Here is a 14222-nt window from a genome sequence, read left to right on the forward strand (position 1 = left end):
GCTAATAAGAAAGCAAGAAAAATCGCTGAACTTTCTTAGTCAGGTGTGGTCTGGCAGGGAGAAGCGTTAAGAAAGGGTAAAGATTGCGGAGATAGCGTATCAATTCAGCCATTTTCACGCATTTTAAGTAGGGATTTGAGGCCGGATAAAAATGAAATAGTCACGGCTTCGGTGAATGAAGCCGTGACGCAAAGACGTGTCAGGCATCGCGCCAGCGTTTAAACACCAATGAGGTATTGATGCCGCCAAACGCGAAATTGTTGGACTGGATATAATCGGTTTCAAGATGACGCGGTTCGCCGATGATGTAATCCAGATCGCCGCACTCTGCAGCGGGCTGGGTCAAATTCAGCGTGGGTGCAAACCAGCCCTCGCGCATCATCTCAATGCTCATCCAGGCTTCCAGCGCACCACAGGCGCCCAGGGTATGTCCAAAGTAGCTTTTCAATGACGAAATCTGCGTGCTGTTGCCGAAAATCGCTGCCGTTGCCTGGCTCTCAGCGATATCCCCGCGATCGGTAGCGGTACCGTGCGCGTTAATATAACCAATCTGATCCGCCGTCACGCCTGCGCTCTTCAATGCCCGCTCAATACAGATCTGCATGGTTTCACGCTGTGGTTGGGTGATATGTGCCGCATCGCAGTTGGTGTGGAAACCCACCAGCTCGGCATAAATCGTCGCACCGCGCGCTTGCGCATGCTCCAGTGATTCGAGTATCAAGGTGCCCGCACCTTCACCAATCACTAAACCATCGCGCTGCTGGTCAAACGGCGCAGGAGAGGTCTGGGGAGCATCGTTGCGTTGGCTGGTGGCAAACAGCGTATCAAACACCGCAGCTTCAGATGGACACAGCTCTTCGGCGCCGCCCGCCACCATCACCGTCTGATAACCGTGACGAATCGCTTCCCATGCATAACCAATTGCCTGGCTACCTGACGTACAAGCGCTTGATGTGGGGATGACGCGGCCGCGCAGGCCAAAAAACAGTCCGGCATTGACGGCGGTGGTGTGTGGCATCATCTGCACATAGGTGGTGCCAGTAATGTTGTTGGTATGCTTTTCGGTCAACATGGTGGCGAATTCGCTCACCGGTCCGGTACTGCCGGTTGACGAACCATAAGCAATGCCGGTTTCACCGTTGGTCAGCACTGGATGGTCTATCAATCCCGCGTGTTCTAACGCCAGTTCAGTGGCACGTGTGGCCATCAGTGACACACGGCCCATGGCGCGAATGCGTTTTCGCGTGTAGTGCGCAGGCAGCTCGAAGTTATCCACTGGTGCGCCGAGCAGTGTATGCAGCCCGTCATAAATCTGCCATTCAGGCATTTTACGCACTGCATTTTGCCCCTGTTTCAAACGAGCCGCCACGGCTGGCCAGTTTTCGCCGAAGGCGGTGACGCCCCCCATGCCGGTTACCACTACACGCTGAATCAAAGCATACCTCCGTTGATTGAAATCACCTGGCGTGTCACATAGCCCGCGATATCTGACATCAGGTAGCTGGCGAGCCCGGCCACCTCTTCCGCTGCCCCCATTCGCTTCATCGGGATCATTTTCAGCGCTTCATCGATCACCAGCGGTTCAAGATCGGTCATGCCGGTATCGATCAAACCCGGCGCGATACAGTTCACGGTGATTTTGCGTTTTGCCAGTTCGATAGCCAGCGCCTTAGTGGCACCGATAATACCTGCTTTTGCAGCACTGTAATTGACCTGCCCACGATTCCCCATCAGGCCAGACACCGATGACAAGGTTATGATGCGGCCGCCTTTGCGCAGGCCAATCATTGGCATCACGCACGGATGAATCACGTTATAGAAGCTGTCGAGGTTGGTGTGGATCACGCTGTCCCACTCATCTTCTGTTAACGCCGGGAAAGCGCCGTCACGCGTGATTCCCGCGTTATTGACCACGCCATAATAAGCGCCGTGAGCCTCGATATCCTGTTCGATGGCGGTTCGTGTGGCATCGCGTTGTGCGACATCGAACTGCAGTTTACGCCCGCTGCCGCCTGCTGCGGCCATCAACGCCAGTGTCTGTTCTGCGCCCTGCTCATCACGATGATAGTGAACCACCACCTCAAATCCATCCTGCGCCAGACGCAGTGCGATGGCGCGGCCAATCCCTTTACTGGCACCGGTCACTAATACGCTGCGTGTCATGGCTGAGTTCCTTGTTGTGCTAATTGGGTTAATTCTTGTTCATCCGGCTGATAGGTATTCAGACGGCCACTGGCGATCACTACGTCATTACAACGGATTTCGCCTTCAAAACTGCCGAGTTTGTCATCACGCATCAACAGGTGCATCTCAACACGTAAGGTGCTATTCGCTGCAAAACTCGGCGTCGTTGCACGATAACCGCGTCCACCCAGCAACATGCCGGGACGAATTTCCGTATCGCCGCGCTGGTGCGCATGAAATCCTGACCAGACGCCTACCGTTTGCGCCATGATTTCAACGCCAAACCACGCGGGTAATGCGCCTTGCGGGTTGAGAAACGGAGCCAGCACACCTGAGTGATTGAGGGTGACTTCACACACCACGCGGTCTTCGCTGACCTGAATCACGCGGTCCAGTAACAGCATCGGTGCCCGGTGCGGCAGATAATGGCTCACCGGCAGAAAATCAGTCATAAGGCCTTCCTACAATCAGGCAGGTATTGTTCCCACCAAAAGCGAACGAGTTTGAGGCAATCATCGGACGCGCCAGCGGTTGTGGCGACGTCAGTACTCCACACGCAGGCAAGCTACTATCCAGTGTGGTCGCGCTAAAATCCTGCGCCGGTAACGGCAAGTTGTACTGCAAAATTAGCGCCGCCAGCGCCGCTTCTGTAGCACCCGCTGCGCCCAGAGTATGACCGGTAAGATGTTTGGTCGAACTGCAGGGCACGCGATCGCCAAACAATCGATGTATCACCCCGGCCTCTACCTGATCGTTCAGCGGTGTCGCGGTGCCATGCAGATTAATGTAACCAATATCCTGCGGCTGCAATCCGGCCTGTTGCAACGCCATCTGCATCGCGCGCTCAGCGCCCACCCCTTCCGGATGAGGTGCTGACATATGCCAGGCATCCGATGACTCTCCCGAACCGAGTAGCGCCAGCGGCTGGGGTTCACGCGTCAGCAATAACAGCGCAGCGGCTTCGCCTATCGAGATGCCGTCACGCTCGGCGCTGAACGGTGCACAGTGATGTTCCGATAACGAATCCAGACTGGCAAAGCCATTGATGGGCATACGGCTCAATGAATCCGCGCCGCCGACCAGCGCCACATCGGCCAGACCGGCATCGATCAGACGTTGGCCGCTGATCAGCGCACGTGCGCTGGAGGAACAGGCGGTTGAAATGGTATAAGCCGGACCGTCCAGGTCGAGATAGTGCGCGAGAAAGCGTGAAGGATCGCCCAACTCCTGCATGCGATAGTCATAACCGGGTAAACCCGTATCTCGCTGACGATCGCCCTCATCCACGCCGGAGGTGCTGGTGCCGAGTACAATGGCAACCCGCTCACGGCCAAATTGCGCAATCGCCGCCTCCACCGCTGGGCGCATCTGATCCAGTGCCGCCAGCAACAGTTGGTTATTGCGGGTGTTATGCGCCGCCAGTTCAGCGGGGATTGCTGGCAACGTGCCCTGCACTTCCCCCAGCCAGCAGCTTTTACCGTGCTGTAACCACCCTTCTCGCGGCTGCATGCCTGGCGCATACCCTGAGGTGAGCTGGGTAGCAATCTCCGCGAGGCTGTTGCCCAGCGCATTCATCATGCCGAACGCTGAAATGTACATCATGAAGAAGCATCCAGATGCTGGATTTGGATTTGATAACCGAAGGCGCGTTGATCGATGCTAATCGGCTCGCGCACGTCCCCGCGTTGCAGATAACGAATCAGTGTCACGATCTGGCCAGCAGGATCGCGCAGTTCGCGACGATCGCCGCTGTCCACCAGTTGCCAACCCGGCGGCAACTGCGTCTGCCAGGCACTGATCGGCCAGTGGCTGAGCATCACATCCGCCAATACCTGGCTGGCGGGAGGCATTTCTGGCAGCGCCATCATCTGTTGCGTATGAATGCCGGTTTTATCATAGGTCACGCGGAACAGGCGAATACCCAGCGATGACAAACCCGCCAGGCTAATCTGCTGTGCATCCGCGTTCAACAACACCAGCAGAGACTGGGTTTTCCCTTTCGCGTGACCGGTCAACAATTGTTGCTGCTGAAAAGCCGGCGAAATCCCCGGAGCAGGCAAAGTGACACGCACCCCCGGTTTCAGCCATGCAGTGGGCCGGTTCGATTGGCTATCCTGTTGGGCACAGCCACTCAACAGCAGGCTGAACACCAGCAATAAGGCACTCGTTTTCATCGTTGCTTCCTTTTGCCCGGAGCCAACGCCATCGGCGCCAGCAAAAATGCACAAAAAATCCCGCTGCACAGTACCGTACCAAAGCCACTGATTGCCGCCGTGCTACTGAACACCAGCATGCCCAACGTGAGCAGCGTGGTCATCATCGCCAGCGTCACTGCCAGCATCGATGTCAGCGGCGTCCCGCGCGGATTACTGAAGAACAGCGTGTAATTAATCCCAATCCCGAGCACAAGGATCAGCGCCAGCAGTGCAAACAAGTTCAGGCTGGCACCGATCCAGCCCAGCGTGGCCAGTGCCGCCGCCAGTGATAACCATGACGGCAAGGCACTGCGCAAACCCGCCTGCAAACCGAGACGCACGGTGTAACTGACCGTGATCAGTAACAGCGCCAGTGCCAGTAACCCACTTAACAAGGTGCGCCAGAAACGGAACAATTCATCATAGCTGGCCTTACGATCGACCCAACTCACACCGGGCTGCTGTGTCGCCAACTCTTGCAGCGCCAGACTGTTTTTCACCCCGTTCACCGGGACCAGTACGCTGCTGCGCCCATCGGGCAACGACAACCACAGTAAACGCCAGCCTTCACTGAGCGGGCTCGCCAACCAGTCACTGGCTTTTACTGGCATAGCATTAAGATCAGCACTGGCTGCGGTGATCCCCGCCTGCTTTAAGCGTTCAAGAATAGTGGGGGCCGCCTGCTGCAACAGTTGCACATCTTGTTGTTGCTGCTTCAGGGAGTTCAGCGGCAAAACACGGTAGCCTGCTAACCAGCCCTGCTGCTGCGCCTGTTGTAATTTGGGCGCCAGCGTACTCAGGCGCTGCAGCGCTTGCTGCTCATTCTCCCCCCAGACGACAAACCAGGTTTGGTCCGCCTGCTGGCCGGTCAGTTGCGCCAGTTGGCGGTCCTGGGCCAGTAAACGGGCGGGAGCACTCTGTAAATGGGCAATATCATCATCGATGCGTAGCTGGACCATGCCGCTAATGGCATAAACGGCCACCAGCAGCGGCAAACCAAATTTCAGTAAATTGTTACGACGCCACGCGGCTAACCAGCGCGCCAGCCACACCATGGCCGGGATCGGACGCACCGGTAGCCCTCGCACCAGCCAAGGATAGAAACAGATCACCGTCAGGCAAGATGCGCTCAACCCACTGGCGGCGAACACCGCCAGCTGACGCAAGCCGGGGAATGGCGCTAATAACATCAACAACCACGCGATGGCGGTGGTACCGAGCGCCAGCAATAGCGTCGCGCGGACTTTGTGCAAACTTTGCCACGGCGAAGATTGCTCACCATGCACCATCCGCTCCGTCAGGTAGTACAGCGTATAATCGGCAGAGATACCGACAATACTGAGGCTCATCACCAGCGTAGTGAGATGCAGCTCACCAAAACAGATTAAGGTCAGTACCGTTCCCGCCATGGCACCTATCGCCACCGACAGCGCACACAGCGCCAGCGGTCGCAGCGATCGAAACACCAGCCAAACCAGTACCAGTAAACCACCCAGCGTGACACTGCCAAGGGTTTCCACATCGTGCTGGGCGCGTTGGCTGGCGTCATCACTGAACAACACCGTGCCGCGTGTTAACACTTGCGCATCTGGCCAGCGGGTTTTCAACTGCTGCTCTAACTGATTCAACGCCGTCACCAGCTGATGACTTTGCTGGATGCTAAAGGCGTTGCTGGACAGCTCACCGTGCAGGAAATACCAGCGGCGTGGCTCGGCGTCATTCACCGTTAACCAGCCGTTATGCAGCACCATTTTGCTGGCGTTTTGTTGCAGCGCCAGCTGCGCACCGCGCACCAGCAACAGGGGATCGTTGTGGATCTCTTTGCTGCCTACACCGGCAAAGGCCGAAAACAGCTGCGCCAAAATCCAGTCAGCTTGCGCACCACCGCCGTTTTGCAAGCGCGCACGGGTCAGGGGATCAATTAATCCATTGCGATGCTGAAACGCATACGTGCCCCAACGTTGCATCTGGTCATCATCCAGCGCACCGCTCACCTGCCTGAGCATCGGCAATCCCTGCAACTGGCTTTGCCACCATGCCGCCACTGCATCACCCTCTTGCTCTTTAGCACTGACCAGCCACACCAGTTGGCGGTCAAGGCGCTGCATAAAGCCCTGCTGAATCTCAGCCGGAGCCTGCCCGAGATTTTGCTGAGGCAACAAGGCCAGTACACTGCTGTTCAACTGGCTACGCGGTAACAGCACCGCCAGTGCCACGGCGAGTGCCAGGCACACGCTCAGCCACAGTAGCGCGGAAATTTTTTCACTGCGCTGGGGCAAAACGCGCTCGCTCTTCATCAGTCAGTTGTTGCGGTTCGGTGCGGGTATCGCTCAGGGTTATGAGGGTTTTGTCGCCCTGCTTATCATCCAGCGTGATCCCATTGAGAAACGCCGCGCCCTGCAAATCGATACGGTTGAAGATTTTATTCAGCGGCGCCGCTTTGGGTGTCAGGCTGAGCTGCCAGCTGTTGTTGCCACGGTCATGGAAATCGAGGTCAAAGTTTTCACGCAGCACTTTTTCATCCGCCTGGAACAGCGCGCGTAACAGGTGGTTGAACTGGAACATTTGTGGATTGCTGTCCGCCGTAATCACCTGTGGCGGCTGGCCACTCATGCTCTGCACCATACGTTTGTCATCCAGGATCAACGTCATGGCAAAGGGCGTGGCCTGATGCCACCACAATCCCTGTTGCTGGGCAATGATCAACTGACCACGCGATACCAGCGGCTGGGACATGCCAGCAATGGTGCGCACCTGCTCAAAGTTGGCACGGATCACCGCCTGGCTGGCAAACCGCTGCTGAAGCTGATCGAGCGTCACCGCATGGGCACTGGCGGTGGTCAGGATCAATAACAGACAAAAAGCTCTGATCACGGCTTCACCCCCAGGCGCTCAAACAAAATATCCGGTGAAACAAAACTCATCTCCTGGCTCGCGGCATCCACCGCCACCTGCAAGGTATGCGCTTTGGTGGTGACCTGCCCGGCAGCGTTACGGATCACATAATCGATGCGCAGGCGGTTTTCATATTCCGTGATGCTGGCTTCGACGCGGATGACCTCTTCACAACGCAGCGGTTGGCGATATTTCACCCGCGTATCCACTACCGGCCAGACGAAACCGCTGGCGGTCATCTCGCCATAGCTGTAGTTGATGCTGCGCAGCAAGGCTTCCCGTGCCACTTCGAAGAAGCGGAAATAGTTGCCGTGCCACACCACGCCCATTGGGTCGCAATCATGGAACGACACGGTTAATGCCACTTCAGCGCGCCAGGTGCGTTCACTCATCGCGGCTCTCCTCCTCTGGTAAGGTCCAGAAATCGTAAAAGTTAAACCAGTCCAGCGGCGCCATCAGCGCATGCTGTTGTAATCGTTCGGCATAGCGATCCACCGCTGCCTGCAGTGCCTGCTGGCGCTGGGCGCGTGGCAGCACTAACGGATTGGCAAAGGGTTCACAGTGCACGCGCAAGGTCCCTTGCTCACGCAAGGCAAACATCAGCAACACCGGGCAACGCAGTGCAGCAGCCAGAACAAACGGGCCTTGTGGAAACGGAGCCGGACGGCCCATAAACTCACTCCACACCACACGACGTTCTCCGCCGCGCTGGCGATGGACGGCCGTGCGGTCACCAACAATCGCCACCCACTCACCGGCATCCAACTTCTGTTGCAACAGGATCGCCGTGTCCGGGCCAATATCCGTCACCGGCATCAAATTCACCCCCGCCTGAGGGGCAATGCTCTCCAGCACCTCGCGAAAACGCTGGGCGTTGTCGGTAAACACCAGCGCGTTAATCACCAGGCCACTGACTTGCTTAGCCATGGCGCGGCAGGCTTCGATATCACCAAGATGCGAGGCCAGAATCAAATGCCCCTGGCCGTCGGCTGCACGGATCACCGCTTCGGCACCCGGCGCAAAATCAATATCACGTCCCCATTGCACATCACCACGCCAGCTGGCGACTTTATCCAGCATGCTGTAACCAAAGCGCAAAAAGTGATGATAGCTGGTGAGCGGTCCTGGCAAGGCGGTTTGCTGCCTGCTGGCTTCTGCTTGCACCTGTTTCAGCCATTGCTGGGATGCGGCGCGTGCTTTGCGACCGCTCAGCCAGTAAACCGCCACCACCGGCCACAGCAGCAGCACAAATGGCAGACGCCCGGCACGACGATACAGCCACAGCATAAAGCGCAGCCCATGTTGACCGCGACGTTCCGGCGTGGCAGACCAGTGTTGCGTTTGCTGACGGCGGCGCAGCAGCTGCGGGATGCGCGGTAACATGCCAAAAAACAGACGGGTGTGCATCCATGAGATGCGCAGATTGTCATGTAACGCGTCGAAGTGTGACAGGCCACTTTCTGGATAGGTTACGCGCGTGCTGATAAACCGACTTGGCGTACCTTGCCAGTACAATCGCACCATGATTTCAGTATCGAAATCCATGCGCTGCCCGATCGGATGGCGATCGCACAGCTTTAGCGAAGGCTGCAGCGGATACACGCGAAAGCCACACATGCTGTCTTTTAACGAAAACGACAGTGTCTCGACCCACACCCAAAAATGGGTGATATAGCGGCCATACAATCGCGATTTGGGGATGGAGGCATCGTAAATCGGCTGGCCCGAAATCAGGCTGTCGGGATATTGCTGCGCTTCCGCCAGCATGCGAGGCGTATCTTCAACCTGATGCTGACCATCCGCATCGAGTTGCAGTGCATGGCTGTATCCTGCCGCTGCCGCTTTGCGCAGGCCGGCAATCACCGCCGCCCCTTTGCCCTGATTGGTCGGCAATGTGAGGATATCCAGGTGCGGTGCATTCAGGGCAGCGATCTGCTGTTTGGTCTGCACATCGCTGCCATCATCCACAATGATCACCGGCAGATTAAAAGGTGCGAGACGAGCCAGTACCGATGCCAGCATGGCACCGTGGTTGTAGCAGGGAATCAGCACGCAGGGCATGAACGCAGCACTCAACACAGGCGAATCTTCCCACTGCTGGCGATGTCGGCACCATCCTGACGAATCAGGCTATAGCTGAAGCTGAGCAGTGATTTGTCTTCCTGCCAGTTGAGTTGTAATTCCAGTTCGGCATCCGGCGGCACCGGCTGTTGGAACTTGATGTTGTCAATTGAGGCAAAGGCTTTGCCAGGCGCCAATCGGGTTAAACCGTAGTGCAAAACCCAGTCGAGCTGCGCCACACCGGGCAAAATGGGTAACGTGGGAAAGTGGCCGCGGAACCAAAACAGATCCGCTTTAGCATGCAGGCGCAACGTCAGCATCGCACCCTGCTGCTGGGCGTTGAGTTCAACCGGCAACATCAAACAACTCCTCAATTTGTGGCCACGCACGTTTGCTTTGTGCCGTCACCGGAATGGTGGTGACGACGCGCCAGTAGCGCGGCATGGCAACCGGCTCCAGCCAGGGTTGCAATTCGCTTCGCCACTGTTTTTTTCGCAGCGATAATGCCGTGGCATCCAGCGTTTCTGACAGTGCCAATACTACGCCAATCGCATGGCGACCATGGCGATGAATCGCTAGCGCCGCTGCATCTGTTACCCCAGGCAACGCCAGCAAGCGGCGTTCAATTTCGCTCAGTGACACACGCTTATCTTCAATCTTCACCACGCGATCCTGACGGCCCGCCAGCTGAAATGCACCCGATGGCTGCTGCACAATGCGGTCATCCAGCGGCCAGCCCTCATCGGTTTCCAGCAAGGGAGAATAGACTCGCCAGTGCCCGGCCTGTTGCTCGCAGAGGGTGACGAGGGGGAAACACTGCCACGCCGCGTGTTCAACACTGGCACAGCGCCAGCCAATCACACCGGTTTCAGTGCTGCCGTAGATTTCATCCACAGCACAGTGCAGAGCACTTTCAGCCTGCTGGGCAGCAGGCCAGGGCAGCGCCCCACCGGCTGACACCACCAATGCACAATGCGGGGCAGTGAGCGAAGGATCGAGACGGCGCAGAAAAGCCGGGCTGCTGATAAAGGCATAGCGGCGATCGCTGCGCTGATCGGCCAACTGCTCACCGTAGAAGATCTGCTGCGCCGCAAGCGGCAAGCTCAGCGCCATTGGCAGCACAATACGAAAGGTCAGGCCATACAGGTGTTGATGGCTGACTGATGCGATCACGTGGCACTGCTGTAAGCGCTGTCCCCACAGGTGAGCAAGCCAGTGCGACTCCAGATCCAACGCACGCAGTGATTTCACCACGCGGCGCGGTGTGCCCGTCGACCCCGAAGTGAACAGGACCAGGGTTGCGTCATCCGCTATCGCAGGCAGTTCCCCCAGCGCCAAAGCACCATCCCAGCGGAGATGCGGCATTGACAGGGCCAGCGACATATCGCTGATCACACCGTCAAGGTGCTCGGCCATCTCTTCGAGTTGCGCCGCGCGACAGTGACCGGGGATCACCGGCGTCTTACCGGCGTACCACACGGCTAGCAGCGCCGCCGTGAAGTGGTAGCTATTGTCGAAGCACAACGCCCAGTGTTGACCGGGTTGGCTGCGCAGTTTTTCCGCGAGCGCCTGCACCTGCTGGCGCATCTCTGATAGCCAGTGCTGTTGCTGGCCTTGCCAGGCCACCACGCGATCAGTCGCAGCCAACCAGTCGCGGATACTCAGAACCTTCATGCCTTGTTCCTCAAACGCTGACGCAGCAGCCATTCGCCGCCCATCAACGACCCCATCAGCAGATAGCTGATGCACCCATTCCAGAGTGTCCATAGCGTGACATCATTGAGCAGGCAGGTGACCAGCGCCACGCTGCCATTGAAGATAAAAAAAACGCACCACACCTGCGTCACCTGACGGGTATAACGTACCGCTCGCGGTGGCAATTCGGGCTCGCGTAGCCGCGCTAAGCGCTCCACTAGCGGCATCGGGCTCCACAGGGAGCCCCCGAACAGCAGCAGCATCAAGCCGTTCACCACCACCGGATACCACAGCAGCAAGTGCTGACTGCGCAGCAGCAGGCTGGCAAGGCACAACAGCGATCCCACCAGCGCCAGCAGCAGCATAACGCGGCCCATCGCCCCTTGCGCATGGCGCAAACTCCAGATGCGCCAGCCAAAAACCAGCGCCAGCACCACTATCACCCCACGCCATTGTGGATGCGTGATCGCCAGCCATACCAGAAATGGCCAGGCCAGCAGCGCCATTGCATTGAGCAGGCGCAGGAGTAAAGGCATCAGGCTTCGTTGTGCATCAGTTGGTAAACCGCGTCCACCACATCCTGCACGGTACGCACGGCGCGAAACGCTTCAGGTTTGATTTTGCGTCCCGTGCGTTTTTGCAGATGGACCACCATGTCGACCGCATCAATGCTGTCGAGCTCGAGGTCTTCATACAGACGCGCGTCCGGGCGAATATCATCGGCATCAATTTCAAACAGCGAGGTGAGCAGCGAAGCCACTTCCTGGTAAATTTCGTCTTTGTTCATCATTTTGACTGTTCTCAGGCTTGCTGTTGTTCAACAAACGCGGCCAGCGTGGCCACGGAAAAAAAGTGCGCGCGTAGCGTTTCGCTCTCGGCTGAAAGCTGAACGCCAAAGCGATTTTTCACCGCCAGTCCTAGCTCCAGCGCATCGATCGAATCGAGGCCAAGCCCTTCACCAAACAGTGGCGCATCGGTTTCAATATCGTCCGGGTTGATATCTTCCAGATTCAGCGTGTCGATAATCATCAGTTTGATATCGTCAATCAGTGCTTGCATAACTTATGTCGTCTCTTCAGGGACCAGCGCCTGTTGCAGGTGACGCGTCAGGCGACGTGCAGCCAGCGGCTGCGCATCTTCATCGGCTTCACAAAAGGCATGGCTATCAATACGCGATTGTACGCGTACAGTAAAAAGGGGTTTAACCAGCGGAATCTGATACCAGCGGCTCTGTTTATCGAGCATACGCTGTGTGCAGCTAATATGTACCACGCGCAGATCGCATCCCGCTCGCACCGCAATATTGGCGGCACCGCGTTGCAACTTCAGCGGCTCGCCGTAGCGCGTGCGCGTGCCTTCAGGAAAAATCAGGATAGTGTCACCCCGCGCCAGGCGCAGTTGGCTGTCTGGCAGTAGCGTGTCGGCTTCGCTATTAATTAAGTAATCTGCGGACTTGATGACGCCGCGAAAAAAGACATTGCGCTGTAACTCAGCTTTGACCAGACAATCCATTTCTGGCAGTACCGAGGCAATCATCACGTAATCAATCAATGAGGGATGATTAGCCACAATCAGGCATCCCCGATCCTTGCGCAGCAACTCCGCCCCAATAATCTGGTAATCGTAAACCCCGACAAAGCGGCAAAAGCGCAGGAAGCAGCGGAAGCTCCAGGCGATGCTGCTACGGGCAATTTGCCGGCGACGTAAGCCATCGCGCTGGAGTAACAGCAGTAGATTGAACCAGGTGACCGAGAGCAATAAGCCGCCCACACTGAACAGCGTGAAACTGACGGCGGTCATCACCAGCCGCCAATAGTAATTGAAGCCAGCACGACGATGCTGAGACAGAGCGTTATCCGCCATTATCGCGCTCCCAATGCCAGTAATGGCGCTCACCTGGTATAGTGACGCGATCGCTCCCCTGCAGTATGGCGTGCAGGAACTGTAAACTTTGCGGTAAAGAGGAGGCTGCAGGCTTTGACGCCTGGCTTTCGCAACGCCAGTCGGTTCCGGCACTCAGCAGCAGCGCCACTGCATAGGGCGCATTGAACGGGTCGATTTCTGGCAGCCAGGGACGATAGTAGTCCGGCACCACGCCTTCAAAATCCACCAGCAATACCTGCTGATATCCTGCCTGATGTAGTGCGGTTACCTCGACTAATCCCTGCTGGAAACTGTCGATACCGGCGGAAATTGAGGTCGACACCAGCGGCTGATGAGCAGCTATAGTGAGGCTGCCAACCGCCGAGTTGTGCACTGACATGGCGAAATCTGTCGGTGACAGCGCCTGTTGCTCAGCCAGCGCGGTGAGAATCCGCAGATTGCGCTCTAACTCACCGTGGCGGCTGGTGAAGACAATGGCATCAACCGATTGACGTGCCAGCAGTGCCAGGCCGCACTCCACTGCCGCACGGCTGCCCGCGCTGAGGCGGCGCGCCGTCATCATTGGTAAAAATTGCGGTTTCGCGATGGGTTGTGTGGCGTCCAGCATCGGTGCATGCCCGGCCCAACGCTGCCAGTCGTCAGCAGTGCTGTGTCCCGGCGCTATCGCGTGCCAGTCAACCAAGGTGTAAGCGAGTTTCATACCTGTATTCTTTCTTCAGCCTCGGGGATGTTCAGATTTCGCTGTGCGGCATCCCTTCCCTGCTTGCTTTCTATTCCCGTCATCCGTCTCATGCGGATGTCGCCGATTAACAAGGCGGGCACCTGGCCCGCCTGTTTTCTATTTCGGCAGCATAGCGGCTAACTTTACAACAATGTGTCAGCCGTGATGCATGGTGCTTATTTTACTGCCTGAACGGCGAGACGTGTCTGAATACCCTGGTTCAGGTTTTGAATCCAACGGTTGTAATTGCGATGAATCTGGCCGCTGCCTGCTTTCAGGTTGGTACTGCTGACATAATCAATACGATAGCTGTTGGCAGTGTAGGTGATACGAATATCAGCAGTATGACCACGCTCTGCCAGCTGGCCGTTCATCACGCCAGGTCCCGCTGGGGAAATCACCCAGTGGTTGGCCGCTCCTGCTTCCACAATCGCACGCTGCATCTGGCTATCGGAGTAGCTCTGACCCACGGTCTGGCTCACATTTTGAATCGGCGCAGTGCGTGGTGCGCAACCGCTCATCAGCGCGGCGGTAATGACTAATGCAAAAACAGCTTTTTTATTCATCATTTCCTTTTTTTCCCTTGT

General features: G+C 57.1%; 17 protein-coding genes. All 17 read right to left on the reverse strand.

Annotated features, from left to right (window positions below):
• Window positions 1–199 precede the first annotated feature (199 nt).
• Window positions 200–1435: a beta-ketoacyl-ACP synthase gene (locus LK04_RS11545; protein WP_197063308.1), complete on the reverse strand. Its 1236-nt coding sequence runs from the start codon at window positions 1433–1435 to the stop codon at window positions 200–202.
• The gene (locus LK04_RS11550) at window positions 1432–2163 is read right to left on the reverse strand and encodes a 3-ketoacyl-ACP reductase FabG2 (RefSeq protein ID WP_039328894.1); all 732 of its coding nucleotides are present in this window, start codon (window positions 2161–2163) and stop codon (window positions 1432–1434) included. The genes LK04_RS11545 and LK04_RS11550 overlap by 4 nt, the downstream gene beginning before the upstream one ends.
• Window positions 2160–2636: a hotdog family protein gene (locus tag LK04_RS11555; protein ID WP_039328895.1), complete on the reverse strand. Its 477-nt coding sequence runs from the start codon at window positions 2634–2636 to the stop codon at window positions 2160–2162. The genes LK04_RS11550 and LK04_RS11555 overlap by 4 nt, the downstream gene beginning before the upstream one ends.
• Window positions 2629–3786 carry a beta-ketoacyl-[acyl-carrier-protein] synthase family protein gene (locus LK04_RS11560; protein WP_039328897.1) on the reverse strand — a complete coding sequence of 386 codons (1158 nt, stop codon included), beginning with the start codon at window positions 3784–3786 and terminating at the stop codon, window positions 2629–2631. Before LK04_RS11560 ends, LK04_RS11555 begins: the two co-directional genes overlap by 8 nt.
• Complete coding sequence (locus tag LK04_RS11565; RefSeq protein ID WP_039328898.1) at window positions 3783–4358, reverse strand: DUF3261 domain-containing protein; 576 nt, start codon at window positions 4356–4358, stop codon at window positions 3783–3785. The genes LK04_RS11560 and LK04_RS11565 overlap by 4 nt, the downstream gene beginning before the upstream one ends.
• Entirely contained in the window at window positions 4355–6676 is a 2322-nt protein-coding gene (locus LK04_RS11570; protein WP_039328899.1) for an MMPL family transporter, read from the reverse strand. Before LK04_RS11570 ends, LK04_RS11565 begins: the two co-directional genes overlap by 4 nt.
• Entirely contained in the window at window positions 6642–7253 is a 612-nt protein-coding gene (locus tag LK04_RS11575; protein WP_039328901.1) for an outer membrane lipoprotein carrier protein LolA, read from the reverse strand. Before LK04_RS11575 ends, LK04_RS11570 begins: the two co-directional genes overlap by 35 nt.
• The gene (locus LK04_RS11580) at window positions 7250–7666 is read right to left on the reverse strand and encodes an acyl-CoA thioesterase (RefSeq protein ID WP_039328903.1); all 417 of its coding nucleotides are present in this window, start codon (window positions 7664–7666) and stop codon (window positions 7250–7252) included. The genes LK04_RS11575 and LK04_RS11580 overlap by 4 nt, the downstream gene beginning before the upstream one ends.
• Complete coding sequence (locus LK04_RS11585) at window positions 7659–9353, reverse strand: glycosyltransferase family 2 protein (RefSeq protein ID WP_039328905.1); 1695 nt, start codon at window positions 9351–9353, stop codon at window positions 7659–7661. The genes LK04_RS11580 and LK04_RS11585 overlap by 8 nt, the downstream gene beginning before the upstream one ends.
• Window positions 9347–9694: a hydroxymyristoyl-ACP dehydratase gene (locus tag LK04_RS11590; RefSeq protein WP_039328907.1), complete on the reverse strand. Its 348-nt coding sequence runs from the start codon at window positions 9692–9694 to the stop codon at window positions 9347–9349. The genes LK04_RS11585 and LK04_RS11590 overlap by 7 nt, the downstream gene beginning before the upstream one ends.
• Window positions 9681–11009 carry an AMP-binding protein gene (locus tag LK04_RS11595; RefSeq protein ID WP_039328909.1) on the reverse strand — a complete coding sequence of 443 codons (1329 nt, stop codon included), beginning with the start codon at window positions 11007–11009 and terminating at the stop codon, window positions 9681–9683. Before LK04_RS11595 ends, LK04_RS11590 begins: the two co-directional genes overlap by 14 nt.
• Window positions 11006–11566, reverse strand: a complete 561-nt coding sequence (locus LK04_RS11600) for a hypothetical protein (protein ID WP_039328910.1) — start codon at window positions 11564–11566, stop codon at window positions 11006–11008. The genes LK04_RS11595 and LK04_RS11600 overlap by 4 nt, the downstream gene beginning before the upstream one ends.
• Window positions 11566–11820 carry an acyl carrier protein gene (locus LK04_RS11605; protein WP_039328911.1) on the reverse strand — a complete coding sequence of 85 codons (255 nt, stop codon included), beginning with the start codon at window positions 11818–11820 and terminating at the stop codon, window positions 11566–11568. Before LK04_RS11605 ends, LK04_RS11600 begins: the two co-directional genes overlap by 1 nt.
• An 11-nt stretch (window positions 11821–11831) precedes the next feature.
• Window positions 11832–12089, reverse strand: a complete 258-nt coding sequence (locus tag LK04_RS11610; protein WP_039328912.1) for a phosphopantetheine-binding protein — start codon at window positions 12087–12089, stop codon at window positions 11832–11834.
• Window positions 12090–12092: 3 nt separating this feature from the next.
• Window positions 12093–12893, reverse strand: coding sequence for a lysophospholipid acyltransferase family protein (locus tag LK04_RS11615; protein ID WP_039328913.1), 801 nt, complete (start codon window positions 12891–12893; stop codon window positions 12093–12095).
• On the reverse strand, window positions 12883–13614 hold the full coding sequence (locus LK04_RS11620; protein ID WP_039328914.1) for a beta-ketoacyl synthase chain length factor: 732 nt from the start codon (window positions 13612–13614) through the stop codon (window positions 12883–12885). The genes LK04_RS11615 and LK04_RS11620 overlap by 11 nt, the downstream gene beginning before the upstream one ends.
• A 197-nt stretch (window positions 13615–13811) precedes the next feature.
• Entirely contained in the window at window positions 13812–14204 is a 393-nt protein-coding gene (locus LK04_RS11625) for a hypothetical protein (protein ID WP_418903602.1), read from the reverse strand.
• Window positions 14205–14222: the final 18 nt, after the last annotated feature.

It is taken from the genome of Pantoea vagans (assembly GCF_001506165.1).
GTDB lineage: Bacteria > Pseudomonadota > Gammaproteobacteria > Enterobacterales > Enterobacteriaceae > Pantoea > Pantoea vagans_C.

Excerpts from the sequence above, each read along its gene's own strand:
- LK04_RS11550 (WP_039328894.1), bottom strand. The coding sequence starts at position 2,163 with ATGACACGCAGCGTATTAGTGACCGGTGCCAGTAAAGGGATTGGCCGC.
- LK04_RS11555 (WP_039328895.1), bottom strand. The coding sequence starts at position 2,636 with ATGACTGATTTTCTGCCGGTGAGCCATTATCTGCCGCACCGGGCACCG.
- LK04_RS11560 (WP_039328897.1), bottom strand. The coding sequence starts at position 3,786 with ATGATGTACATTTCAGCGTTCGGCATGATGAATGCGCTGGGCAACAGC.
- LK04_RS11565 (WP_039328898.1), bottom strand. The coding sequence starts at position 4,358 with ATGAAAACGAGTGCCTTATTGCTGGTGTTCAGCCTGCTGTTGAGTGGC.
- LK04_RS11570 (WP_039328899.1), bottom strand. The coding sequence starts at position 6,676 with ATGAAGAGCGAGCGCGTTTTGCCCCAGCGCAGTGAAAAAATTTCCGCG.
- LK04_RS11580 (WP_039328903.1), bottom strand. The coding sequence starts at position 7,666 with ATGAGTGAACGCACCTGGCGCGCTGAAGTGGCATTAACCGTGTCGTTC.
- LK04_RS11590 (WP_039328907.1), bottom strand. The coding sequence starts at position 9,694 with ATGTTGCCGGTTGAACTCAACGCCCAGCAGCAGGGTGCGATGCTGACG.
- LK04_RS11595 (WP_039328909.1), bottom strand. The coding sequence starts at position 11,009 with ATGAAGGTTCTGAGTATCCGCGACTGGTTGGCTGCGACTGATCGCGTG.
- LK04_RS11600 (WP_039328910.1), bottom strand. The coding sequence starts at position 11,566 with ATGCCTTTACTCCTGCGCCTGCTCAATGCAATGGCGCTGCTGGCCTGG.
- LK04_RS11605 (WP_039328911.1), bottom strand. The coding sequence starts at position 11,820 with ATGATGAACAAAGACGAAATTTACCAGGAAGTGGCTTCGCTGCTCACC.
- LK04_RS11610 (WP_039328912.1), bottom strand. The coding sequence starts at position 12,089 with ATGCAAGCACTGATTGACGATATCAAACTGATGATTATCGACACGCTG.
- LK04_RS11615 (WP_039328913.1), bottom strand. The coding sequence starts at position 12,893 with ATGGCGGATAACGCTCTGTCTCAGCATCGTCGTGCTGGCTTCAATTAC.
- LK04_RS11620 (WP_039328914.1), bottom strand. The coding sequence starts at position 13,614 with ATGAAACTCGCTTACACCTTGGTTGACTGGCACGCGATAGCGCCGGGA.
- LK04_RS11625 (WP_418903602.1), bottom strand. The coding sequence starts at position 14,204 with ATGATGAATAAAAAAGCTGTTTTTGCATTAGTCATTACCGCCGCGCTG.